The sequence below is a fragment of the Kitasatospora sp. NPDC051914 genome (assembly GCF_040680995.1).
Taxonomy (GTDB): Bacteria; Actinomycetota; Actinomycetes; order Streptomycetales; family Streptomycetaceae; genus Kitasatospora.
On sequence record NZ_JBFAXX010000026.1, the window covers coordinates 42,137 to 64,979 of the forward strand.

A 22,843-nucleotide genomic window follows, 5' to 3' on the forward strand; every position below is an offset into this window, starting at 1 on the left:
CCACCCGGCCCGCCGATCACCGCCGCAGTCGGCGGGCCGGGCCCGACCCTCATCCATGCCTCGCCCCCGGGCACCCGCACCACCGCCGCGACAGGTCGTGCGGGCCGCAGGAAGGAATTCCCCGTGAACGACCCGACATCCACCCCCGTCCCCACCGCCGACGCCCATCAGGGTCTGCACAGCGGACAGGGCGCCCTGCGCGGTGAGCACCCCGGCCGTGCGGCCCAGCCCGTCATCAAGGTGGTCGACCTGGCCTGGCTGGAGTTCACCAAGCCCGACCTGGACCGTGCGGAAGCCTTCGCCCACGACTTCGGGTTCACCGCCGCCGCCCGTACCGATGACGTCCTCTATCTGCGCGGCGCCCTGGCCGGCCCCCACTGCCTGGTGATCCGACGCGGCCCCGCCTCCCGGTTCATCGGCCCTGCCTTCCGCGCCGCCGACGCCGCCGACCTCGACCGGCTCGCCCGCGCCACCGGCCACAAGGTCCGCACTCTGACCGAGTACGGAGGCGGCCGCGCCGTGGACCTGCTCGACCCCTCCGGCATCCCCGTCCGCGTCGTACACGGCGTCACCGAGCAGCCCGCGCGACCGCTGCAGCAGCCCCTGGTCCTCAACACCGGTACCACCACCGCAGCCGCCCGCATCAACGCCACCCAGCGCCCGCCCCGCAAGCCCTCCCAGGTACAGCGCCTGGGCCACGTGGTGCTCTCCACCCGGGTCTTCCGGCGCGCCCTGGACTGGTACCTGCAGCACCTCGGCCTGATCGTCAGCGACTTCCTCTACCTGGACGGCCAGCGCGACCGCGGCCCCACCATGGCCTTCATCCGCTGCGACCGCGGCAGCGAACCCGCCGACCACCACACCCTGGCCATGCACCTGGGCCCCGACACCGGCTATGTCCACTCCGCCTACCAGGTCGCCGACCTCGACGCGCTGGCCGCCGGCGGCGCTTACCTGCGCGAGCGCGGCTACCACCACTCCTGGGGCATCGGCCGGCACATCCAGGGCAGCCAGATCTTCGACTACTGGCGCGACCCCGACCGCTTCATGCTCGAGCACTACGCCGACGGCGACGTCTTCGACAACACACTCGAACCCGGCTGGGCCGCGATGTCCGCCTCCGGCCTGGCCCAGTGGGGACCACCCGCCACTCGCGACTTCCTCGGCACCACCCCGTCGCCCGGGGCGCTCCTGCAGGCGATCTCCGCGCTGCGCGAGGACAACGAAATCGACCGCGCCCGTCTGGTGGGCCTTATGAAAGCCCTGAGCAAGTGACCGCCACCATTCCTGAGCACGTGCCCGTCGTGGTGATCGGCGCCGGACCCACCGGGCTGACCGCCGCCACCCTCCTCGCCCGCCACGGCGTGCCCGCCCTGGTCCTGGAGCGCCACCGCGCCCCGTATCCGCTGCCCCGCGCGGTCCACCTGGACGACGAGGTGCACCGCATCCTCCAGGCCATGGGCATCCATGAGACGTTCAGCGCGATCGCCCGTCCCGCCCGCGGCATGCGGCTGCTGGACAGCTCCCATCGTGTCCTGGCCGAGTTCCGCCGTGACAACCCGTGCGGCCGGTACGGATTTCCCGAAGCCAACATGTTCGACCAGCCCGAACTCGAGCACCTGATGCGGGACAACGTCCGGAAGCACCCGCTGGTCACGCTGCGCGGAGGCATCGAGGTCACCGCCGTGGCCCCGCCCCCGCACGGTGGCGTTCCGGTGCGGGTCTCCTTCCGGGACGAGGACACCGGCGTCTCCCGCGCGATCCTGGCCGACGCCGTGCTGGGATGCGACGGCGCGGGCAGCCTGGTCCGCGCCTCCATCGGCTCCCGGATGCAGGACCTCGCCGCTTCTCAGCAGTGGCTGGTCGTCGACATCCGCTGCCGCCTGCCGCTGCCCGCCTGGGACGGCGTCCACCAGATCTGCGACCCGCACAGGGCGGCCACCTACATGCGCGTCGGCGAGGACCGCTACCGCTGGGAGTTCCGCCTGCGCGCCGGCGAGCGGCCGGAGGAGCTCACCGACCGCGGGCGTCTGCTCGCGCTGATCGCCCCTTGGACGCAGGGCATCCCTGATGACGAACTGCACGTCCTGCGTACCGCCACCTACACCTTCCGCGCCCAGGTCGCCGACCGCTGGCGCCAGAGCCGCATCTTCCTGCTCGGTGACGCCGCCCACCTCACCCCGCCCTTCGTCGGGCAAGGGATGGGCGCGGGCATGCGCGACGCCCACAACCTCGCCTGGAAGCTCGCCCGAGTCCTCACCGGCCGCGCGAGCGAGGCCCTGCTCGACACCTACCAGGCCGAACGCCACCGCCACGCACGGCAGTTGATCCGCACCGCCGTGGCCGTCGGCGCCCTCATGACCGGCGGCGGAACGAGCACCGCACTGACCCGCAACGCCGTCCTGCCCGTCCTCTCCCGCCTGCCGGGCGCCTCCTCTCTCGTACTGTCCGCCGTCAGCCCGCCGCTGAGACCGGGCCCCCTGGCCGGCTCCCGCCGCCCGGGACACCCGCGCCCCGGAACGCTATGCCCCCAACCGCTGCGCCCCGATGCCGACGGCGGCCCGCGCCTGCTGGACGACCTGCTCGGCGAGGGCTTCGCGGTCCTGGCCACCGCACCGCTCAGCCCGGCCCTGCACGCGCTGGCGCGAGCGCTGGACGCCCGCGTCATCCACTTGCACGACCCCCGACGACCACAGCCAGGCACGGGCGGCGCCGAGCACCGCACCGAAACCGATCCGGGCACAAGAGACCTGGTCCGCTGGATGGGCACCGCGGGCGCCGTCCTGCTCCGCCCCGACCGCGTCGTCCTTGCCACCGCGGCCCGCCCCCGTCGCCCCGGCACCACGTGCGGAGACGACCTCGCGGCCACCTCGGCGGCCTGGGCATCACTGCTGTGCGGCAGCGGCCGCGCAGCCGAGGGCACTCCGACCGTGGTCACGGAACCACGGTGACGACGGCCGAGTCCGCCTCGTGGAGGAGCCTCCGGTCCCCACCGGAGACCGGGGCGCCTATGTCGCCGTCCAGACAGGCATCGAACAAAGGCTCTCGCCGTCTGGTCCTGGCGCTTTGTTCAACCTGGTCAGAGGACAGGTCAGCACTCGTTTGAGCCTCCATGAAACCTGGGGAATTTCAATGACGCCCCCTGCATCCTCGCCGCGCGGCACCGAGCCACAAGACGACTCCACCACCGAACTCCTGGACTCCGTGGCGAACACGGGGTGGCAGATCCTTCTCACCATGGGCTTGGCCTCCATCGCCCTGGGAGTCGTCGCCTGTCCTGGCCGGGAGAGACGCCGCGCGTCGTCGGTGTGCTCTTCGGCGTCTACCTGCTGGTCATCGGTGTCTTCCAACTGGCCGCCGCCTTCGGCACGCACGTCCCCGGGCATCTTCGGGCGCTGCATTTCCTTACAGGTGCGCTGTCCGTCCTGCTCGGGCTGATCTGCTTCCGGAACACGATGCAGTCGATCCTGCTGCTCGCCCTCTGGATCGGCTTCAGCTGGCTGCTGCGCGGCGTCATGGCGACAGCCACCGCCGTCCCCGCCCCGGCCATGCCGGCGCGCGGGGCTGGATGCTGTTCTCCGGAATCATCGGCATGACGGCGGCACCGTGCTGATCGTCTCGCCGTTCACCTCGATCGGCGCTCTCACGCTGGCCGCGGGCATCATGGCCATAGCCCTCGGGATGTTCGAGGTGTTCCACGCTGTCAAGCCGCGCGTGGAGGCCGGCCGCCTGGCTCCCGGCGCAACGGCCGAGCGACGGCCTCTGTTCCGTTCCCAGCCGCACCCCCAGCACTGACCGCGACGGCTCCGGCGCCCCCACACGTCGGCGGCGCGGGAGCCGTTGGTCACCGACCCGGGCACAACGCCTCACGACCGCGCTCGGCAGCTGGGTCGTACTCGTCGTGCTCCCAGGTCGATGGCGACGGTGCAATGGAACGCCGCGTGGATCTCCCAATGCGATGTCGAAGAGGTTCGTACCGCGGGACGGGCGTTCCCATGACGTCGACGTCGGCCTTGCTGAGCCGCAGCAGGGCCACAGTGCCGGTTGCCCCGTGGCCTCCCTGGCAAGGGAGATCAGCGGCGGGGTGGCGGCATGGACGCCTATGCGTTTCCGACGGGAAACAGCGAACGGCGGGACCAGGCGACCGAACCGCTGCCCGCTGCCCGCCGCCGGGCCGGTCTGCCCTGCACCCGCGGACACGGTCGTGCCGTACACCGACGGTCTCATCGAGTGCTGCAACGAGGACAGCGACGCCCGGCTTGCACGCCTTGCCAGAGCCCTTGACGCTGAGAAATGCCGTGGGCGCCGGTGCTCCCTCAAGCACCGGCGCCCACTCACCCCTGCCCGAGGTGGCTTCTGGGTGTTTCTCAGCAGTTGTCAGGGGACGAGGATGAGGCGGATCGGGTCACCGATCTTGTTCTCCAGCCGGTTGACCGCGTCGGCGGCGTCGGCGAGCGGGATGTGGTCGGTGATGGAGGGGGCCAGGTCGAGGCGGCCGGCCGCGGTCAGCCGGACGAGCTCGGTGACGGACTCCGGGAAGCCGCCGTAGTGGCCGCGCACCTGCTTGGACAGGTAGTTGAAGGTCAGGCCCTCGCTGATGGTGAGCGGGTGTGGCGTGATGCCCACCAGGATCAGGGAGCCGCCCAGGCCGAGCACGGAGGCGGCCTGCTCGCGGACGGCGGGTACGCCGGCGCAGTCGAAGGCGAAGTCCAGGCCCCGTCCGCCGGTGGCCTCACGTACCTGGTCGGCGAAGTCGGGGGCGGCCGGGTCCAGGGCGAAGTCCGCGCCGAAGGCCAGGGCGCGGTCGCGGGCGCTGGGCAGCGGGTCGACGGCGATGATCGGCGCGGCGCCGACCAGGCGGGCCAGGCGCACGTTGTGGGCGCCGACTCCGCCCACGCCCCAGACGCCGATGGACTGGGCGGGGCGGACGCCCGCGGTGGCGACGACAGCGGCGTAGGGGGTGGAGACCGCGTCGGGGATGATCGCGGCCTGGTCGTAGGGGAGGCTGTCGGGGATGGGGATGAGAGTGTCCTCGCGGGCGACGGTGTACTGGGCCCAGCCGCCGTCGTAGTCGATGCCGGCGGTGAGCATCTGGGTGCAGGGGCGGTGGCGTACGCAGCCTGCGCACCGGCCGCAGGTCTTGCCGGCCTCCAGGGTGACGCGGGTGCCGATGGTCAGGCCGCGCCTGAGGTCGGGGCCGAGGGTGTGGATCACGCCGGAGACCTCGTGGCCGACGGTGACCGTGTCGGAGGTGGCGAACAGCGGGACGAGGGAGCCGTCGATCAGGTGGACGTCCGAGAGACAGACGCCGGCGGCCTTGACCTCGATGAGGACCTCGCCCGGGCCGGGCACGGGGACGGGGACCTCCTCCACGGCGAACTTCTTGCTGTCCAGGTGGAAGCGTCCGGCGAGCATGGTGTCCATGGGGATCTGCTTTCTGTGGGGCTTTTCGTCGGCGGCACCGCCCGGCGGTTCGGGCCGGCGGTGCCGGGCGGTTCTGCTGGGATGGGCGGGACCGGGAGGCGTACGGTCAGGGAGGGGTGCCGCACGCCTCCCGGTGTCTGGGGATCAGGCGAAGACGTCCTGCTGGTAGCGCTCGTCGGCCTCCAGCTGGGCGAGCCACCGCTGGGCGGCCTCGTCGCCGCTGCCGGTGTGCTCGCGGTGGATCGCGGCGAGGGCCTCGCGCACGGCGGGCGCCATACGGCGGCCGTCGCCGCAGACGTAGACGTACGCGCCGTCCTGAAGTGCCTGCCACAGCGTGTCGGCGGCGCCCGCGATGGCGTTCTGCACGAACCGGGCCGGGTGGCCGGTCACCGCGGAGAAGGCGGTGTGGACCCGGGCGATGCCGGACAGCTCCCACGTCTCCATCTCGTCCCGGTAGAAGTAGTCGTGCTCCGGGTGGCGGCAGCCGACGAAGACCTGGGACAGGCCCACATTCGTGCCGTTCTCGTACTGCCGGGCGCGCTCCTCCAGGAAGCCGCGCAGCGGTGCGATGCCGGTGCCGGGGCCGATGAGGATGAGCGGTGTCGTGGGGTCGGCGGGCGGAGCGAAGGTCGGGGAGGGCACGCGGACGTAGCCGTAGACGACGTCTCCGGGCTCCAACCGCGCCATGTAGGAGGAGCAGGTGCCGCGGTACTGGCCGTCGCCGGACAGAGCCGGGCCTTCCAGCAGACCGACCGTCAGGCGTACCTGGCGCGGATTGGCCAGCGGGGAGGAGGAGATGGAGTAGAAGCGCGGACGGATCGGGCCCGTCATCTCCAGGAACACCGCGAGCGGAAGTTCGACGGCGGGGAAGCGCTCCAGGAGGGTGAGCACGGAGACGCGCTTGTCGAGGATCTCCTTCTGGTACCGCTCTCCGGCTTCCACGGTGTCGGCCGTGTACGCCTCCAACTGCGGCCGGGTCCACGGGCACTCGGTGTACTCGGCCAGGGTCTGGATCTGAAAGCGGGTGGCCAGGTCCTGCAGTTCCAGGAACTCGGTGAGCAGCAGGCCCGCGGTGACGGGTGTGCCCACCGGCAGGTGAGTGCGGCCTCCTGCGGGCTGCTCCAGCCGGAGCACCTGGTGGCGGTCGACGCCGAGCCGTGCGAGGGCGCGGTCGACCAGCGCGGGCTCGTTCTTGGCGAAGACGGCCAGGTGGTTGCCGGTGTCGTAGGTGACACCCTCGGGCAGCTCGATGGTGATCGACTTCGCGGACGGGCGCGGCGGCTCGATCTGGAAGTCCCACAGCCCGGTCGCGTCGGACACGAGCTCCTCGTTGGCCACCACCGTCAGTGGGTAAGCCTGCTCGGAGACGATCGCCGGGCGCACATCCGCCTCGGTCAGCAGCTGCACTTCATAGCGCGGCCCGCCGTCGTCGGAGGTGTCGGCGGCGTATTCCTCGGCCAGGGTGGCCCACAGGCCGTCCATCCAGCGACTCGCCATGCCGTCGAAGTCCCCGGCGGCGTCGGCGATACCGCGCTCGACGACCGGCGTGGCACCGGCGGCCAGGAGAGCGGCTTCGATCCGCTTGGGGAACGCCTGGTAGGTCGCCACCCACTGGGTGTTGCCGGCGCCCAGCAGCGCGAATCGCACGGTCGACAGCGAGCTCTCGGGCAGCCCGGCGGCGATCAGGTCGTCGAAGCGCTGGGCGTTGTCGGGTGCCTTGCCGTTGTAGCTGGCGGCGACGACGACCAGCAGCCCGTCGGTGGGCAGGTTGTCGCCCAGCTCGTCCAGGCTCGTCAGTGTGGTGCCGAATCCTGAGCGCTCGCCGCGGTCGGCGATCGTGCGTGCCAGGTCCTCGCACGAGCCCAGGCTGGAGCCGTAAGCGACGGTGAGATGCACGCCGACGCCGCTGACCGCGGCCTGCTGCCGCTCGTCGTCGCTCCGGACGTCGGCGGCACCGAGCACCGTCCGCTCGTGCTCCTGGCGGGTCCGTACGACGAGCTGGAAGTCGCCGGGCTTGCGGGTCAGCGCTTCCCGGACGTCCATCTTGTAGTCGTTCGGGTCGGAGAACCTGAACTTCTGCAACACCAGCGCCAGGGCCAGGCGGGCCTCGGTGAGCGCGAACTGCCGGCCGATGCAGGCGCGCACGCCGTTGCCGAACGGCTTGTAGGCGTGCGGGTGCTGCTGCACGCGGTTCTCCGGCAGCCACCGGTCGATGTCGAATTCCTCCGGCCGCTCCCATGCCTTTGGGTGGGTGTGCAGCGGGCCTTCGAGGATGAGGACCTTCGTGCCCTTCTTCAGCTCGTAGCGGCCACCGATGACCGTGTCCTCCCGCGCCGTCTTGCCGAACAGCGGGATGGGAGCCCACAGGCGCAGGGTCTCCTCCAGGATCCGCGGGATGACGTCCAGCTGCATGATCGTGTCGTAGTCCGGGACGGTGTCGCCGGGCAGCAGGCGGTCCACCTCGGCGTACGCCTGGGCCAGCACATGCGGGTTGCGCATCAGCGAGTACGTGGCGAAGGACAGCAGGCCGCTGGTGGTCTCGTGGCCAGCGATCAGGAACGTCACCACTTGGTCGCGGACGTTGTCATCGGTCAGCTGCTTGCCGGTCTCCGGGTCGGTCGCCTCCAGCATCAGGCCCAGCAGGTCCTCCTCGCCGCTGCCCTTCCCCTGGCGGCGCTCCTTGATCACGCTGTCGACCAGGTCCCGCATCAGCTGGATGTTCTCGCCGTACTTCTTGGCGTCGGCCTTGCGCATCTTGGTCATCACCGGCAGTTCCTGGGAGCGCCGCAGCGACTCCACCAGCGCGCCCAGCAGTGCGTTGAGGAAGGGGTGCAGCTCCTCCTTGTCGAAGGAGTCGAACCGGTGGCCGAACCCCGTCAGGGCGATGGTGTCCAAGGTCAGCCGGGTGTAGTCGTCGGTGATGTTGACCGGCTGCCCCTCCCTGCCCTCCCACTTGCCCGCCAGGTTCTGCGCGATCTCCAGCATCTGCCCGTAGTAAGCCTTCATGGCGCGCTGGCTGAAGGCCGGCAGGAGGATCCGGTGGGCCATTCCCCATTCCTCTTCGTGCTGATGCGCCGTGAACAGGCCCGCGCCCGTGAAGTCCCGGACATGGTTCAGCGGCGTCTTCTCGATCTGCTTGAAGAACCGCGTCTCGTCGCAGACCTCGGCCACCAGGTCCGGATCAGTGACGAAGACCTGCTCGATGCCGGCGATGTCCAGGCTGAAGATGCCCTCGGGGAACTGCTTGGACAGCTCGGCGAAGTAGGCGAACGGGTTGGTGCCGGGGACCTGCGTGGTGTGGCCGAGGAGGGGGACCCCGCGCGGGGACGGGATGGGACGCAGATCGGTCACGGGTTGCGTGGCCATGGCTTGCTCCTTTGTGTGGAGAAGAGTGGGGGGACGGGCAAGGGCTCTGTGGCATGCCTGGGACGCCGCTGACGGACAGCGAGGCCCCCGATTTCCATACGCTGTATGGAACTGTCCACAGTGGTACCATACGACGTATGGAAACTCAAAAGAAGGCGCCCCGGGGGACGAGGAAGAGGGACGTCCCGCTCACCGAGGACGGCATCTACGCCAAGGCGCTGGAACTCATCGACGCCGACGGGGTCGAGGCGCTGACCATGCGCAAACTCGCGGCGGCGCTCGACGCGAACCCGATGTCGCTGTACCACCATGTGCCGAACAAGGACGCCGTGCTGCGGGGCGTGACCGAGCGCGTCGGCTCACAGTTCCGCACACCGGAACGCGAGGACGCCCCCTGGCAGGACCGACTGCGTCAACTGGCTCTGGACTTCCGCGCCTTGGCGCACAGTCACCCCCAGCTGATGGGGTATTCCTTCGGGCGGGCCGACTTCATCCAGCCGGACGACCCGTTCTGGCGTGGACTCACCGACACACTCGCCGCCGCAGAACTTCCCACTCCAGAAGTCCCGCGCGTCGCCGCCACCCTACGCGCCGTGTTCACCGGTCTGCTGGTCAGCGAACTGACCGGAGCACTACAGCGGTGGAGCACCTTCCCCGCGGCGGCGGGTCCCGACGGGGACGAGGCCCCCGCACCCTCGAACCATGTGATCGACGCGATGTTCAACTGCGCGCTGGACGCCGCGATTGCCGGCGTGGAGAACCACCCCGCGCGAACCCGCGACAAGGGGTGAGGGGCGGCAACGACCGAGGTCAGGCTCCGTCGGCGGGGCCTGACACGGCGCTCATCGCGGCAGAGACGTCACTGACCACGGCACGCGCTCGGTTCTCCGGCACTCCGGCGGCAATCGGGGCGGCGATGACGATGGGAACGGCGTCATCGTCCAGTACCCCGTCGTTGGCGCTCTCCAGAGGGCGACCAAGCGCGACACGGAGGAGATCGACCTGCTCGCCATCCGGTTCGGCGCGGTGCTGGAACGCAGGCCGGCCGAGCGGGTGCGTGCCGAGGTCAAGGCGGTCCGTGAGGCGAAGTAGGCAGTGGAACGCCAGGCTGCGAGGAGCGGCGGGAGCGGAAGAAGGCCCGGCTGAAGGCCGCGACGGAGACGCGGGGCAAGACGCTCAAGCGGCGACTTCACCGCTCAGTCGCTTGACTGGCTCGGACGGCATCACAGGCAGGGGCCAGGTCGAATACCCGGACCCTGTTGCTGTCGGCCGCGCGGAGGGACGGAAGGGTCTGCCAGCCTGGTCGTGCGGGGTCCAATCGGTCGGTCGGCGACCGACGGGCGCGGCGGAAGCGGGGTGCGGTAATGGCTGGAGCTGACGTACGTACCCGGGTGGTGATCGTGACGAATCCACGCTCGGGTGGCGGCAAGATTGCCCGTTTCGGCCTGATCGATCGCGCCGAGAGCATGGGCGCACAGGTCTGGTCGACCAGTGCCGTGCAGGATGCGGCACTACTCGCCAGGCGCGCAGTCGAGAAGGGGGCTGAGGTACTGGGGGTCGCGGGCGGCGACGGAACGGTATCGGCCGTGGCCGCGGTGGCCTCCGCCACGGGTAGGCCATTGCTGGTGGTCCCGGCGGGCACACGCAACCACTTCGCTCGCGATCTGGGCCTCGACATCCGTAACCCGGTGTCCTCACTGGGTGCGTTGACCGATGGCGTGCTCACCCGTGTGGATCTCGGCGTGGTGGGCCCGCATGTCTTCGTCAACAACGTGTCGTTCGGCCTCTACGCCGACGCTCTTCTGGACCCCGGCTACCGGGAGGACAAGGCGGGCACCTTCGCTTCGCTCGCCCCTGACTACCTCAAGGGAGCGCAATGGGTCGAGGCCGACGTGGACACCCCGCGGGGAGCCGTCCGGTTCCCGCAAGTGGTGCTGATCTCCAACAACCCGTACCACATCGCCACCCCGCGCTACCTCGGGCGCCGCTTCGTGCTCACCTCGGGCCTGCTCGGCGGCATCGTGCTCAAGCGCCCGACCGACACACCGCCGGATCTCCTCCGAAACCTCCGCAGCCAGCTGCTACGGCACCAGCCCGGCCCAGGTACGCCAGGTGATGCTGCCATTGCATGGACGGCGGCGAGCATCACGTTGCACGGTCTGGGACAGCAACCGCTGCACGCAGGGATCGATGGTGAACCCGTGACGCTGCCTCTTCCCGTCACGTGCGAGGCCCGGCCGGGCGGACTGCGAGTGCTGCTGCCAAGAGACCGACCAGGAATCCCACGGGAGCCGGTGCCCGGGGCTCCCAAGAGCACAGCGTGAGCACTGAGATATAGGACTCAGACATCTGTCCCATGGCCGGGGCGGCGTCACCACGTGACTCGGCGAGCCGACCCCAATGCCCGGCGGGGGTGGCCCCATGCGGAGGTGGTGCTGGATCTGTCAGAGGTGACGTTCATGGACTGCCCGGGCCTGGGCGCCCTGGTCCGGGCCCGCAACCAGGCCGACCGGTGCGGTGCCCGCCTGGTCCTGCGCGGGCCGGGCGCTGCGTGGTGCGGCTGCTCAAGCTGACCGGTCTGCACCGGCGCCTGGCCGCCGAGCCCTGACTGGCGGCGGGCGGCGTACCGGGCAGGCCGCGACGGAGGGAGAACCGGGATGACGCTTCGATGGGAGGTGTTCCCGGAGGGGTCCGGGAACGCGGTGAGTACGACACCCCGCAGGAGGCCGAGCGGGTCGCCCGGGTGGTCCTGGCCCTCCTCGGCTCCCGGCTCACCGGCGACGAACGCTGTGACCTCGCTGTCGTCCATGGCGGTGCGGATGTCGTATCGCCGAGCGCGGCGAGCCGAAGAACGCCTGCAGGGACCGGGAGGTGTCGAGCCGGTCCATGACGTAGGTGACGGTCGGCACCGCCTCCTTCGCCATCGCCGGGAAGATCTTCTCCCGGTAGTCCCGCACCCGGGGCGGCAGCTTCGGCAGCAGCGCGAAGCGCCGCTCCTCGTCGGTCAGCCATGTGCGGATCTCGAAGAGCGTGCACTACGCGTGCGGCTGGCCGGCCGCCACCGCCTGCAGGTCGAGCAGGGCCAGGGCCTGCACGGTGCGGGCCAGGATCGTGCGGGCCCGCGGCGCGTGCTCGCCCCAGTCCTGGGCGGTGGCGATGCCCTCGACGACCGAGCGGACGACGTCCTGGACGTCTGCCGACGGGCGGTTCTCCATCGACAGCGGGTTCCAGGAGACGACCTTCTGGTCGTCGTCGGCTTTCGCCAGGTTGATCTCCCACAGCCGATCGGCGATGTGCGGGTGCGCCAGGTACGGCTTGGCCCGCACCCACGCCCTCCCCGTGCGGGTCCAGGAGCCACGTGCCGTACCCGCAGTGCGCCAGCGCGATGCACTGCACCAGCGCGGCCTCCGTCTTGCCGTGCCCGGACTTGCCGAGCGCCAGCCCGAACAGCAGGTCCTTCACCCCGCGCTGCGCCGATCCGCTCCACGCCGTCCGGGTAGAGGACCGTGCCGAGCGGCACGAGGTCGCGCTGCCCGGTGTGGACGGGCAGCGTCGCCGGCGCGGCCGTCCCACCGGACCCGGGCGCGATCAGCCGTAGACGGTGATGGTGTCGGTGACGCCGTTGACGATCAGCTGGCCCTGGTGCCACGTCGAGCCCGCGGCCGGCAGGGCCCGGGTCGGGCCGTAGCAGCCGCGGGTGAAGCCCGGGTTGAGCGTGGAGGTGAGGCACGTTCCGTCGCTGCTGTAGTTGCTGGACGTGGCGCCGGTGATGCTGACGGCCACGGTCGCCGTGTTCTGCACGACCACGACCACCTGGGCGTCGTAGTTGGCGTTGACGACCTCGCACAGCTTCCAGTTGACGTGGGTGGACACCGGGTGGGTCCTGTACGCGGTGCACGACCAGTTGGAGTTCGTGCTGACGGTCTGCCAGTAGGGGGCCGCGCTGGCGGGCCCGGCGGTGGCGAGCGCGAGCGCTCCGGCGGTGACGGCGGTCGCCGCGAAGGTCTTGAAACGCATGGGTGTTCCTTCCTCGTAGGGGTGGGTGGGTGGCGCGGTCCGGGGCGTCCCGGTCTTCGCGGGAACGACGATGCCAAGCGGCGCCCCGCCTGTCGTTGGCACACCGTCCACACCCGGTCGCGCAATGCGTCCACTACGGGTGCGGGAGCAGTGCCCGGTCGCGGCACTCGGTGGGGGACAGGCCGTGGGCGTGGCGGAACGCCCGGGTGAAGTCGGAGGCGCGGGTGAAGCCCCAGCGGGCGGCCACCGCGTGCACGGGCAGCGCGTGCAGCGACGGGTCGGCGAGGTCGCGGCGGGCCGCGTCCAGGCGTTGGGCGCGGATCCACGCCGCGACGGTGCGGCCGCGGGCGTGCTGCGGGAAGATCCGGTGCAGGTAGCTGAGCGAGATGTGGTGGGCGGCCGCGACCACCGGCGGGGTCAGCTCGGGGTCGTGCAGGTTCTGCCGGATGAACGCCTGGACGCGGTGCACCAGGGCCCGCTGACAGGTCTCCGCCGGCAGTGCGGCGTCCGCCTCCGCCTCCCCGGCGAGCCACGCCGACACCAGGTCGAGCACCACCCGGCCCAGCCGGGCCGGGTCGGCCGGATCGAGGGCGTCGGCGTGCCGGTCCAGCCCGGTGAGCAGGTCCGCCACCAGTGCGCCCTGGCCGTCCCGGCCGGACAGCCCACGGGCCAGCAACTCCCGTACACGGCGCGGTGGAAGGGGCAGCATCGCCTTCGGGAAGTCGACGCCGACGCCCTGCACGACCCGCCCCGGCGCGGCCACCGCCGAGCGCACGTCGTACGGGAGCGAGCTGTCCGCGAGCAGCAGTCGGCCCGGGCCGAAGCTGCCCGCCCGCCCGGCGTGTTCGACGTGCAGGCGCCCGTCGAGCAGCAGGGTCAGGTGGAACAGCTCGGGGTCGGACTGCCGTACCAGCCGGGGGCTGCGGCGGTGGTGCGTGGGCAGGAACGAGGTCGGCCACACCGTCACGGGCCCGAGCGGCAGCACCCGGTAGGTGGCCCAGAAGTCGTCCTGGTGGGCGCTGACGATCTCGCTCGACCTGGTCCGCCCGACCAGGTCCCGCCAGGTCGCGAACCGGTCCTCCACCGGCACGTCCTCGGTCCGGAACACCGTTCCGATCATCGAATCTCCCTCGTAATGTCATGGGCATGACCTTGATGTGGGCGTGCGAAGGCGCACCGCGTCGGGGCGAACGGCCGACGGGTGACGGCAGTTGGGGGTGGCTAGTCGTCCAGTAGGCGGTGGACGGTGAGGGCAGTAGTGGCGCGGGCCACGCCGGCGGGGGTGGTCAGGTCGAGGCCGAGGGAGCGGGCGATGCGGTCCAGGCGGCGGGCCACGCTGCTGTGGTGGAGGTGGAGCAGCTCGGCGGCGGCGCGGTGCGAGCCGGTGGCGCAGTAGGCGTCGAGGGTCTCCAGGTCCTCAGGGGTGGTGGCGGCGAGGCGGGTGAGCGCCGCCACGTCGGGGTTGCGGCGGGCCGCTTCCGCGGGGACGGCGGCCAGCAGGGCCAGCGCGCCGAGGTCGGCGTACCGGACCACCGGCTCGCGGGCGGTGGTGAAGCGCAGCGCGGTGCGGGCCTCGCCCCAGGCCAGCTCCGGGCGCGGGTCGGCGCCCAGGCCGGCCCGCATGTCGGCGGGCCAGCGCGCCCCGTCCAGGTCGGCGGCCAGCAGCACGCCGACGCCGCCGAGGAGGGCGGCCTTCACCGGCCGGTCCGGGCAGAGCAGCCCCGCGACCCGGCCGAGCGGCGGCGGCGAGCACACCGCGGCCACCCGCACCGGCCGGTCCCCGGCGAAGCCCAGCAGGCGCAGCGCCCGCGCCCTGGCCGCCTCGTCCGTCTCCGAACTGACGGCCAGTTCGACCAGCGCCGGGTCGGCCATCGTGGTGCGCGCCGGGCCGTAGCGTTCCACGGCCGCGGCGACGGCGATCGCCAGCCGGTCCAGCAGCACCGCGTCCAGCGGATGCGGTGCCCCCGGCCGCTCCAGCCACACCGCGCCGATCTCCTCCTCGTCCAGGGTGACCGGCACCGTGCTGGAGGCGGCCGCCGGCGGGTCCGCGGCCTCCCGGCCGTCCGGCGCCATCCGGATCGGACGCCCCGCCGCGCCGATCCGGATGCCCGCCGGGCACTCCGCCAGACCCGCCGAGGCCCGGGCCAGCGCCGGCAGGTCCACCCGACGGCGCATCAGCGTGTCGTAGAGCGCCACCACCTGCACCGCCCCCCGGACCTCCGGGTCCAGCTGCGACAGCCGTTCGGCCAATGCCTCCATGCCGTGAGCATAGGACCGCCCGCCGGCCCGCCGGACGCGCCGAGCGGTGCGTAGAGCGGCCGGAAGACGCGACGGGCGGCGGACGACCCGGCGGGCCCCGGCCGCCAGGATGAACGGCATGGATCCCGAACTCGAAGCATTCGTCCACCTGCTGCCCAAGGTCGACATGGCCGACCCGGTCGGCACCCGCCACCTGTTCGACTCGCTCGCCGCGAGCCGGCCGCCGCTCGACACCACCGGCCTGGACATCGAGGACCGCACCGTCCCCGGCGACCCCGACGTGCCCGTGCGGATCTACCGCCCCCGGCAGGCGCACGGCGCCGTCCTGTGGCTGCACGGCGGCGGGTTCGTCTTCGGCGGCCTGGACGCCGAACACCCCTGGGCCACCCGGATCGCCCAGGACGCCGGGGCCGTGGTGATCTCGGTCGGCTACCGCCGCGCCCCCGAACACCGCTTCCCCGCCGCCCTCGACGACTGCTACGCCGTGCTGGTCTGGGCGGCCGACCACGCCGCCGAACTCGACATCGACGCCGACCGGATCGCGGTCGGCGGCCACAGCGCCGGCGCCAACCTGGCGGCCGCCACCGCCCTGCGCTCCCGCGACGAGCACGGCCCGCGGATCCGCTTCCAGCTCCTCAACGAGGCCATCCTCGACGACCGCCACCGGACCTGGTCCGCCCGGAACTTCACCGACACGCCGTGGAACAACCGCGCCGTGCGGATCGCCGCCATGGACCACTACCTGGGCGGCCGACCGGCCACCCCGTACGCGGCCCCGGCCCTCGCCACCGACCTGACCGGCCTGCCGCCCGCGTACGTCGCCACCGCCGAGTTCGACCCCAACCGCGACGAGGGCATCGACTACGCGCTGCGCCTGCTGCAGGCCGGCGTGAGCGTCGAACTGCACCAGTGGCCGGGCACCTTCCACGGCTCCCAGGCGATCCTTTCCGCCGAGGTGTCGCAGCGTCAGATCGCCGCGCTGGGCGCCGCACTGCGCCGGGCGCTGGCGGACTGACGAGGATTCGGGGCCGGGGCCGGGGCCGGGGCCGGGGCCGCGGGTCGATCGCGATCAGCGGGTCGGGCGGCCCCGGCCCGGTCGGCGGGGGAGCGGAGCGAGCCGTAGCACTGCATCCGCTGCCGGCGCAGCCGGTTGTCGGCCAGCGCCGTCCACACCGAGTGGATCACCACCAGGTACATCAGCCCCATCGCGCCCCACTGCGCACCGCCACCCATCACCCTCCACGCGACGCGCCGTCAGAACAAAGGCAAGTTTCGCCTGTTCCCGCAGGGACGTGGGGGATGATGAGCCCGCTGATCACCCTGCGCCCGAGTGGAGCGAACGTGTCGATGATCCCGGCTGACCTGCGATTCGCGGAGTCACACGAGTTGGCCCGCCTGGAAGCGGACGGCACGGTGACGGTCGGGATCAGCGACCACGCCCAGAAAGCGCTCGGCGACATCGTCTTCGTCGAGCTGCCCGAGGTCGGCAGGACCTTCACGGCCAACGACCCCGCCGGCATCGTCGAGTCGGTCAAGGCCGCCTCCGACATCTACACGCCGATCGGCGGCAAGGTCATCGCCATGAACGAGGAACTGGCCGACAGCCCCGAACTCATCAACGACGAGCCCTACGACGCCTGGATCTTCAAGCTGAAGCCCTCCGACAAGGCCGAGCTCGACAAGCTCCTCGGGTGAGGCCGATCGGCGCTGGCGAGGCCGGGGCGGCCGCCATCGTGGCCGGACCGGCGGTTCGGTGTGTGGCTCCGTGGCTGCAGCCTTGGATGGTCTGGGAGGACAGGAGCCGGTGCCCTAATCTGGACGTCATGTCGAACCCTGACAGGCTGCTCGTCGACATCGCCGCGATGGTCGAGTCCGAGCGCAACAACCAGATGTCGCTGACCGTGGTGGTTCCCGGAGCCGTGATCACCGGCAGGCTTGCGCCAGTGGCCCTGTGGTTGGAGCGAGTTGCAGAGGTCCTGCAGTCCTCGGATCACCTGAAGCCGTTCGCTGCCCTGTTCACCCCGCCCGCGGACGGGTCGCCCGCACGCCCCACTCATCTCCACCTGCACCGGGCGAAGATCCTGCAGGGAAACTTCGGGCTCCCTCACACCGGCGGTATGTACCGCATCGCCATTGAGGACATCAGTAGCTGGACGGTCGGGGACCTCAGCTACTCCGACACCTGACAAGGACTCGACGGGCCGGGGCGCGATCCGCCTCCCGTCCGGCTCGCGACGGGCCGATGGGTGTGGAAGCCGGGCAGCCCGCTGGAGTGGCGCGGCCGAAGCCGTGGGAGGTCAGCGACGAGCTCTGGGCGGTGATCGAGCCGCTTCTTCCGAAGGTGAAGCGCCGGTCCGTTTCTGGGAGACCCTCGCCACGGCCGCCGAGCAGATGCAGCTGAAGAACAGCGCCGCCTGGTGCCACTGGCGCTGCTATGAAACCCGCAACGGGATCATCCGAGCTGATCTTACCCTTTGACCGGTCAGCGAGAGCCGACGGCAGACCCTCTTCTCCGGAACCGGAGTTCTCCGGCCGATGTGGAACATCGGAAACCGAACCCCGATCGGCGAAGCGCCCCTCAACATCGCGAGCCTCTGGGGCGAACCCACACCCTTCCTGGAGCCCGGCGAGCGAGCTTCGGTGCGACTCGCACCCCTCGACCCTCGCAGTGGCGGCACCTTCACCCGGCCAAACGATCGCCGTGCACGAAGACCGGCCGTCGCAGGAACGGCTGTCGTCCTGGAAGTCCACGATCCTACGGCCACACCCACCGCACAGTGAATCGCCCCGGCGTGTTCGGGGACTCAGTTTGTTGGATGAGTGGCCGGAGTGGGGCCGTGGTGGTGATCGTAGTGGGCCTGTTCGGCCTCGACCGGGGTGGGGTCGTCGCAGGCGCTGTGCAGGCGGCGGTTGTTGTACCAGTCGACCCAGGTCAGGGTGGCGATCTCGACGTCGGTCAGGGATTGCCACGGCCCGTTCGGTTTGATGACCTCAGTCTTGAACAAACCGATCGTGGTCTCGGCGAGGGCGTTGTCCAGCGCGTCGCCGACCGTGCCGACGGACGGGGCGATGGCCGCGACGGTCAGGTGCTCGGTGTAGCGAATGGCGAGGTATTGCGACCCGGCATCCGAATGATGGGCTCTGGACAGGCAGCCGTCCGTGGCGAAGCCTGGCCGCACGAGCAGCTCCTCGATCTCGCCCGGCGGCGGGTGGCTGCCTACGTGAAGGCGGTGGACTACGGGATCGACGCGGTCGCCGACCAGCAGCGCGCCGAGCAGGAACTTCAGGGGCTGGAGGCTGCCGCCGACAGCGCCCGCGGGTAGGCGCCGCCGGCCGGTGGGTGTCCGCGTCAGTGCAGGGGCTGGGCGTGCACGGGGGTGTCCGGCTCCGGGCGGTGGATGAGGGCCAGGAGGTGGACGAGGCCGCTGTCCTCGATCTCCACGCGGACGGTGCGTTCGGCGTCGGCGTAGATCGGGTGTCCGTGGGTCCGTAGCCGGTCTGCTGTTCGACCAGCACGGCGTCCTGCTCGCTGTGGGCTTCGGGACGGCCGGGGAAGGTGAGCAGCCAGCGCGACGGTATGGGGGCCACCGGCATTGCCTCCTGTCCGCCGCCGGTGTCCGACCCTATGTCGGTGTGGGGCCGGGCGGCGGTAGGCACACTGGCGAGGCCGGGCAACCGCCCCGCCGCGGCCCCGCCGATGCCGGCGTCGGCGGGCAAGCGGTGCTCGCGCCGCGCACCCGGAGCGGCGCCGGGGGCGGTTGGTCGCCGGTTCGGGGGCGGTCCCGGGCGGGTTGGCGGCGTGGTCTGGCATACCGTGAAGGGGGCCTGGGGAGCTTCCCGGGCCGGGGGAAGGGATGAGTTCGTGCTGGAGACCGAGCTGCGCCCGGGGGCGGCGCGCGTGTGGGCCGTGCCGGGGCCGGAGGAGGACGGCCGCTCTGGGGCCGGCCAGCTGCCGAGGGCGGTGGGACAGATGCTGGCCCTGGCCGGCTGGGTCGGCGAGGGCAGGCAGTTGACCACGACCGGACAGCTGCTGCGCGCCGATGCGCGGGAGCTGGTCGCGCTGCTGGGTACCGGCGGCAACGAGGCGGGGGCCGGGCCGGCTGCGGCCCTGCGTGGTGTGCAGGTGTTGTTGGCGTGGGCCCACCTCGCCGGCCTTGTGGCGACCGATGGTCCGTGGCTCGGGCCGGGCCGGGCCGCCGCGCGGCTGCGGGAGGATCCCGGGACGCTGCGGGATGCGCTGTTCGCGGCCGTGCCGCGGCTCGAGGACTCCCGCTGCGGCTGGCAGTCCATTCGCCTCCACCTGGAGGGCTCGGCGGACTTCAGCGCGGGCCTTGGTGCCCTGTGGCGACGCCTTTGCACGGGTCCGCTCACCGAGGAGGAGGCCGCCCAGGTGGTCTGGGACGAGCTGACGGGCCGCCACCACGTCGAGGAGCGCCAGCCGGAGGGCCTGACCTCGTGGAAGGTCGTGGTGGCCCGGGACGTGGCCAGGGCGCTCGCCCTCTACGAGGCTGTTGGTGCGGTCCGGGCCGAGGACGGCTGTGTCGCTCTGACCGGCTACGGCCGCGAGCGGCAGCCGATGGTGGCGCGCCACGGGTGAGCCGACAGGCCTCAGGGCAGCCGGAGGGCCTGTCCGGCGAGGATGAGGCCGGGGTCGTCGCCGATGGTGTCCTGGGTGGCGTCGTAGAGGGCGGGCCAGCCACCGGCCACCTGCTGCGCCTGGGCGATGGAGTCGAGGGTGTCGCCGTCCTCTCAGCGACAGGCGCCCCGGCCGGCCGCCCATGCCGGCCCGGGGGATTTTCTACGCGTGAAGCTGCGGTTACCGGTGCGTGCCCGGGTCCGCCATCACATCCGACCCGCGCCCAGTGCCGGGACCCCGCAGGCCCTAACCCCGGCAGGCCAGCACGGACGTGCTGGCCTGCCCACCCGCGTACCCCGCCGCTACCCGACCGCCTGCAGCATGTCCCCTGCGTCCGCAGACCTCCGCCACCGCCCACTGCTGACAACATCGCGGGCCTCGAGGCGGCTTCGCGGCACAGCCCGGAAGCCCTGATCCACACCGTGCGATCCGGCCCCGGTGGCCGGTCGGCTCGTCCCGCTGCCAGAGGTCTCGGGGCGGTCGCGGCCTGGCGAGATCGCCGGTTCAGACGGCGTTGGAACGCCAGGCATCGCGGGCAGCGCTGGAGGCGGACGCGGCCTGGTGGGCGGTGCGGGAGGCCATCTCCACGGGGTGGGTTTCCCAGGCCGTGACTATTCGGCGTCCGGCCATGGCGAGGGCCGTGGCGACCAGGGCCGCTCCTGCGACGCTTAGGAGGGCCCCGGCGCCGGCCATGGCGGCGCCCACGGTGAGGCGGTGGACGTTCGGCTTGAACTGCTTGGCATGCAAGTGGTTGTTCGGCATGCCTCCACGATGCGCGGCGCCGCTTTCCGCCGCACCCGCGGCCGTCCGGTGTGGGCCGCGGCGCCAGCGCCGGCGAGCGTGGGCCGCGCGCCGGCCACGTCGGTGTCCGCCGAGGGACGTTTGACCGCGCCGTTCTGGCCCGCTCGGGCACCTCCTCAGCGTGCTCGGCTCCCAACACACCGGTGGCGAATGCTGCGATTTCGCTGCCGTGTTCCCCGCCTGGGTGCGCACCGTTTTCGCCGCCCGCTTTCGGTCACCCGGCCGGTCGCCGCCCCGGCCTTCGTCGAAGCCGTCGCCCGCGCCCTCAGAGGCCCGCCCGAGCCGCTGGGACACCTCCGCCGTCCTGACCGTCCTCGCCAACCTGGCCCGCACCGAACTCACCGGCCGAGTACTCGCCCACCTGCCGTGCAACTACGCGCTGCTGTTCGGCCCCGGCCGACCTCACCACCGCCGCCTGATACCCGCTGCGGGCGGCCGTGCGCGCCGGCCGGCGTGCGGCCCACCGAGGCGACAGATGGTCGCGCGGCCTTTCCGTGCCGAGTTCGCCGCCGGCCGGGCAGCGCACCCGCTGCGCGGCAGCCGTCCGGCCGAAGTCGATGGTCGGGGGGCATGCCATGCTCGTTGTATGAAGGACGGGGAGGGACCCGCGATGCCGGGGTCAGATGGCGGTGGCTGCGGCCCGGCAGGGGACGACGCCGTCTTCTCCTCGCGCCGATACCGGCCCCGCGGACGGCCGACGGCCGACGCAGGTCCGGGCACGGCACTGCCGGCGCCGGAGATCCAGGAGATGCTGGACGCCCTGCCCGGCTCGGTGATCTTCCTCGTGCCGGTGCTCGGCACGACGGGCGAGGTCGCGGACTTCCGGATCACGGCCGCCTCGCCGGAGGCGGTCGACATCGGGACACGCCGAGGAAGGGACCTGGTCGGGCTGAGCATCCTGGAGACCTACCCGACCGTGGCCGGCACTGCGCTGTGGCACGGCTACCTGCAAGCTTTGAGCACCGGCGTCCGCTATGAGGGAGAACCGTTCGAGTACGAGGAGGTCCTCGCCGGCATCCCGCGCGTGTCCCGCTTCGCCGTCCGGGCGGCCCCTTGCCGGTCGGGGCTGATTGTCTCCTGGGTCCGCCTGGACAGCGGCGAACGCGAACAGCGCAGACTGACCGCCATGCAGCGCCTGGGGAACATGGGGTGGGCGGACTGGGATCTGGTCCGCGACGTGATCACATGGTCTGACGAGGCATACTCCATCTTCGGTCGGGACCGGTCGCTCGGCCCGATGACACTGGAGGAGCTGCCCGCCCACGTCGTCGCCGAGGACCTGCCCGCGCTGGGTGAAACCGTGCAGCACCTCCTCGGGGACGGCAGGCCCGTCGATCACACCTTCCGGATCACCACCCCCGCCGGAGAGATCCGCCACGTGCGGATCGTCGCGGAGGCCGAGGCGGACGTACACGGCGACCCGGTGGAGGTCCACGGCTTCTTCCAGGACCGGACCGCCACCAAGAACGCCGAACAACAACTGCTGGACCAAGAACGCGCCGCCCTTGTCCAGCGCGGCCTGCTCACCGCCGAACGCGACCTCGCGGACCAGCTCAAACACGCCCTGCTCCCGCCGCCACAGCGATCCATGCGTCTGGCCGGCCTCACCGTCGACGTCGCCTACCAACCCCTGCAGGAAGGTCTCAACCTCGGCGGAGACTGGTACAGCGCCATCGAACTGCCCGACGGCAGCGCCCTGCTCGTCATCGGCGACGTCGCCGGCCATGGACTGGCCGCAGTCGCCACCATGGCTCAACTGCGCTTCACCGCCAAAGGCATGGCCATTACTGGCATGCCCCTGGTCACGATCCTCGACCGGCTCAACACCCTCCTGCGGCACACCCCCGAACGGAACTTCAGCACCGCCACCATGATCATGGCCCGCTACGAGCCCACCCATCAACAACTCACCTGGGTCCAGGCCGGCCACCTCCCACCCCTCCTGATCCGCCAGGGCCGGGCCCACTACCTCCCCGTCCCCGACGGCGTCCTGCTGGGCGCGACGACCACACCGACCTACCAGTCGGCCACGCTGCGCCTGCTGCCCGGCGACCACCTGCTGCTGTACACGGACGGCCTGATCGAGGAGCCGGGCCAGATCATCGACGAGGGCCTGGACCGCCTCGCCCGCACCGCAGCCGGCTGCGTCGGGAACGCCTGCGCCCTCGACAGCATTCTGGGCGTACTCGTCACGCCCGAATGCCGCAGGGACGACATCTGCGTCCTGCACATCAGCCGGTGACCCGCTCTTGCCGCTCCCCCCGGCCCTGATGGGGCGAGCGAGACCTGGCGGAAGATCAGTGGCCCCGACATTCTTCTGCCTGGGCCTCGCGGGCGCGC

18 protein-coding genes and 3 pseudogenes are annotated in these 22,843 nt (G+C 71.7%); 12 read left to right on the forward strand and 9 right to left on the reverse strand.

The window, feature by feature from the left end; genetic code table 11:
- The first annotated feature begins 123 nt into the window (after nt 1–123).
- The 3 genes and pseudogenes from AB0M03_RS18755 to AB0M03_RS18765 all read left to right on the forward strand — a co-directional run bounded on the left by AB0M03_RS18755 (nt 124) and on the right by AB0M03_RS18765 (nt 3,795).
- A complete protein-coding gene (locus AB0M03_RS18755) occupies nt 124–1,275 on the forward strand; it encodes a VOC family protein (RefSeq protein ID WP_363492662.1) in 1,152 nt (383 codons plus the stop codon).
- Nucleotides 1,272–2,951 carry a bifunctional 3-(3-hydroxy-phenyl)propionate/3-hydroxycinnamic acid hydroxylase gene (locus AB0M03_RS18760; RefSeq protein ID WP_363492663.1) on the forward strand — a complete coding sequence of 560 codons (1,680 nt, stop codon included), beginning with the start codon at nt 1,272–1,274 and terminating at the stop codon, nt 2,949–2,951. The genes AB0M03_RS18755 and AB0M03_RS18760 overlap by 4 nt, the downstream gene beginning before the upstream one ends.
- Before the next feature lie 181 nt (nt 2,952–3,132).
- A pseudogene (locus AB0M03_RS18765) lies at nt 3,133–3,795 on the forward strand (HdeD family acid-resistance protein).
- 582 nt (nt 3,796–4,377) lie between these two features.
- Here the strand turns inward: AB0M03_RS18765 and AB0M03_RS18770 are convergent.
- A complete protein-coding gene (locus tag AB0M03_RS18770; RefSeq protein WP_363492664.1) occupies nt 4,378–5,424 on the reverse strand; it encodes a zinc-binding dehydrogenase in 1,047 nt (348 codons plus the stop codon).
- Between the two features lie 144 nt (nt 5,425–5,568).
- Nucleotides 5,569–8,790, reverse strand: coding sequence for a cytochrome P450 (locus AB0M03_RS18775; RefSeq protein ID WP_363492665.1), 3,222 nt, complete (start codon nt 8,788–8,790; stop codon nt 5,569–5,571).
- A 137-nt stretch (nt 8,791–8,927) separates the two neighbouring features.
- On the opposite strand from AB0M03_RS18775, the gene AB0M03_RS18780 reads away from it, so the two are divergent.
- From AB0M03_RS18780 to AB0M03_RS18795, 4 genes and pseudogenes are all read left to right on the forward strand, one after another.
- Nucleotides 8,928–9,581, forward strand: a complete 654-nt coding sequence (locus AB0M03_RS18780; protein ID WP_363492666.1) for a TetR/AcrR family transcriptional regulator — start codon at nt 8,928–8,930, stop codon at nt 9,579–9,581.
- 600 nt (nt 9,582–10,181) lie between these two features.
- Nucleotides 10,182–11,114 carry a diacylglycerol kinase family protein gene (locus tag AB0M03_RS18785; protein WP_363492667.1) on the forward strand — a complete coding sequence of 311 codons (933 nt, stop codon included), beginning with the start codon at nt 10,182–10,184 and terminating at the stop codon, nt 11,112–11,114.
- 105 nt (nt 11,115–11,219) lie between these two features.
- Nucleotides 11,220–11,363, forward strand: a complete 144-nt coding sequence (locus AB0M03_RS18790; RefSeq protein ID WP_363492668.1) for an STAS domain-containing protein — start codon at nt 11,220–11,222, stop codon at nt 11,361–11,363.
- Nucleotides 11,364–11,447: 84 nt separating this feature from the next.
- Nucleotides 11,448–11,590: pseudogene (locus AB0M03_RS18795) on the forward strand (DUF2267 domain-containing protein); the annotation flags it as partial.
- 235 nt (nt 11,591–11,825) lie between these two features.
- Here AB0M03_RS18795 and AB0M03_RS18800 read toward each other — a convergent pair.
- The 4 genes from AB0M03_RS18800 to AB0M03_RS18815 all read right to left on the reverse strand — a co-directional run bounded on the left by AB0M03_RS18800 (nt 11,826) and on the right by AB0M03_RS18815 (nt 15,066).
- Nucleotides 11,826–12,116 carry a hypothetical protein gene (locus AB0M03_RS18800; protein WP_363492669.1) on the reverse strand — a complete coding sequence of 97 codons (291 nt, stop codon included), beginning with the start codon at nt 12,114–12,116 and terminating at the stop codon, nt 11,826–11,828.
- A 262-nt stretch (nt 12,117–12,378) separates the two neighbouring features.
- On the reverse strand, nt 12,379–12,807 hold the full coding sequence (locus AB0M03_RS18805; protein ID WP_363492670.1) for a hypothetical protein: 429 nt from the start codon (nt 12,805–12,807) through the stop codon (nt 12,379–12,381).
- A gap of 133 nt (nt 12,808–12,940) precedes the next feature.
- A complete protein-coding gene (locus AB0M03_RS18810) occupies nt 12,941–13,927 on the reverse strand; it encodes a helix-turn-helix domain-containing protein (RefSeq protein WP_363492671.1) in 987 nt (328 codons plus the stop codon).
- A gap of 101 nt (nt 13,928–14,028) precedes the next feature.
- The gene (locus tag AB0M03_RS18815) at nt 14,029–15,066 is read right to left on the reverse strand and encodes a helix-turn-helix domain-containing protein (protein WP_363492672.1); all 1,038 of its coding nucleotides are present in this window, start codon (nt 15,064–15,066) and stop codon (nt 14,029–14,031) included.
- A gap of 118 nt (nt 15,067–15,184) precedes the next feature.
- On the opposite strand from AB0M03_RS18815, the gene AB0M03_RS18820 reads away from it, so the two are divergent.
- The 3 genes from AB0M03_RS18820 (at nt 15,185) to AB0M03_RS18830 (ending at nt 17,252) form a co-directional block, all read left to right on the forward strand.
- The gene (locus AB0M03_RS18820; RefSeq protein ID WP_363492673.1) at nt 15,185–16,081 is read left to right on the forward strand and encodes an alpha/beta hydrolase; all 897 of its coding nucleotides are present in this window, start codon (nt 15,185–15,187) and stop codon (nt 16,079–16,081) included.
- Between the two features lie 332 nt (nt 16,082–16,413).
- The gene (gene gcvH, locus AB0M03_RS18825; RefSeq protein WP_363492674.1) at nt 16,414–16,761 is read left to right on the forward strand and encodes a glycine cleavage system protein GcvH; all 348 of its coding nucleotides are present in this window, start codon (nt 16,414–16,416) and stop codon (nt 16,759–16,761) included.
- Nucleotides 16,762–16,889: 128 nt separating this feature from the next.
- On the forward strand, nt 16,890–17,252 hold the full coding sequence (locus AB0M03_RS18830) for a hypothetical protein (protein WP_363492675.1): 363 nt from the start codon (nt 16,890–16,892) through the stop codon (nt 17,250–17,252).
- A 618-nt stretch (nt 17,253–17,870) separates the two neighbouring features.
- On the opposite strand, the pseudogene AB0M03_RS18835 reads toward AB0M03_RS18830, so the two are convergent.
- Together AB0M03_RS18835 and AB0M03_RS18840 are read right to left on the reverse strand one after the other, a co-directional pair.
- Nucleotides 17,871–18,203 (reverse strand): annotated as a pseudogene (locus AB0M03_RS18835) (integrase core domain-containing protein); the annotation flags it as partial.
- 212 nt (nt 18,204–18,415) lie between these two features.
- On the reverse strand, nt 18,416–18,508 hold the full coding sequence (locus tag AB0M03_RS18840; protein WP_363492676.1) for a hypothetical protein: 93 nt from the start codon (nt 18,506–18,508) through the stop codon (nt 18,416–18,418).
- A 420-nt stretch (nt 18,509–18,928) separates the two neighbouring features.
- On the opposite strand from AB0M03_RS18840, the gene AB0M03_RS18845 reads away from it, so the two are divergent.
- Entirely contained in the window at nt 18,929–19,663 is a 735-nt protein-coding gene (locus AB0M03_RS18845; protein ID WP_363492677.1) for a hypothetical protein, read from the forward strand.
- Nucleotides 19,664–20,206: 543 nt separating this feature from the next.
- On the opposite strand, the gene AB0M03_RS18850 is transcribed toward AB0M03_RS18845, so the two are convergent.
- Nucleotides 20,207–20,464: a hypothetical protein gene (locus AB0M03_RS18850; RefSeq protein ID WP_363492678.1), complete on the reverse strand. Its 258-nt coding sequence runs from the start codon at nt 20,462–20,464 to the stop codon at nt 20,207–20,209.
- 649 nt (nt 20,465–21,113) lie between these two features.
- On the opposite strand from AB0M03_RS18850, the gene AB0M03_RS18855 reads away from it, so the two are divergent.
- On the forward strand, nt 21,114–22,745 hold the full coding sequence (locus AB0M03_RS18855) for a SpoIIE family protein phosphatase (protein ID WP_363492679.1): 1,632 nt from the start codon (nt 21,114–21,116) through the stop codon (nt 22,743–22,745).
- Nucleotides 22,746–22,843 lie beyond the last annotated feature (98 nt).

Excerpts from the sequence above, each read along its gene's own strand:
- AB0M03_RS18770 (WP_363492664.1), bottom strand. The coding sequence starts at position 5,424 with ATGGACACCATGCTCGCCGGACGCTTCCACCTGGACAGCAAGAAGTTC.
- AB0M03_RS18775 (WP_363492665.1), bottom strand. The coding sequence starts at position 8,790 with ATGGCCACGCAACCCGTGACCGATCTGCGTCCCATCCCGTCCCCGCGC.
- AB0M03_RS18780 (WP_363492666.1), top strand. The coding sequence starts at position 8,928 with ATGGAAACTCAAAAGAAGGCGCCCCGGGGGACGAGGAAGAGGGACGTC.
- AB0M03_RS18805 (WP_363492670.1), bottom strand. The coding sequence starts at position 12,807 with ATGCGTTTCAAGACCTTCGCGGCGACCGCCGTCACCGCCGGAGCGCTC.
- AB0M03_RS18810 (WP_363492671.1), bottom strand. The coding sequence starts at position 13,927 with ATGATCGGAACGGTGTTCCGGACCGAGGACGTGCCGGTGGAGGACCGG.
- AB0M03_RS18815 (WP_363492672.1), bottom strand. The coding sequence starts at position 15,066 with ATGGAGGCATTGGCCGAACGGCTGTCGCAGCTGGACCCGGAGGTCCGG.
- AB0M03_RS18820 (WP_363492673.1), top strand. The coding sequence starts at position 15,185 with ATGGATCCCGAACTCGAAGCATTCGTCCACCTGCTGCCCAAGGTCGAC.
- gcvH (WP_363492674.1), top strand. The coding sequence starts at position 16,414 with ATGATCCCGGCTGACCTGCGATTCGCGGAGTCACACGAGTTGGCCCGC.
- AB0M03_RS18830 (WP_363492675.1), top strand. The coding sequence starts at position 16,890 with ATGTCGAACCCTGACAGGCTGCTCGTCGACATCGCCGCGATGGTCGAG.
- AB0M03_RS18850 (WP_363492678.1), bottom strand. The coding sequence starts at position 20,464 with ATGCCGAACAACCACTTGCATGCCAAGCAGTTCAAGCCGAACGTCCAC.
- AB0M03_RS18855 (WP_363492679.1), top strand. The coding sequence starts at position 21,114 with ATGCCGGGGTCAGATGGCGGTGGCTGCGGCCCGGCAGGGGACGACGCC.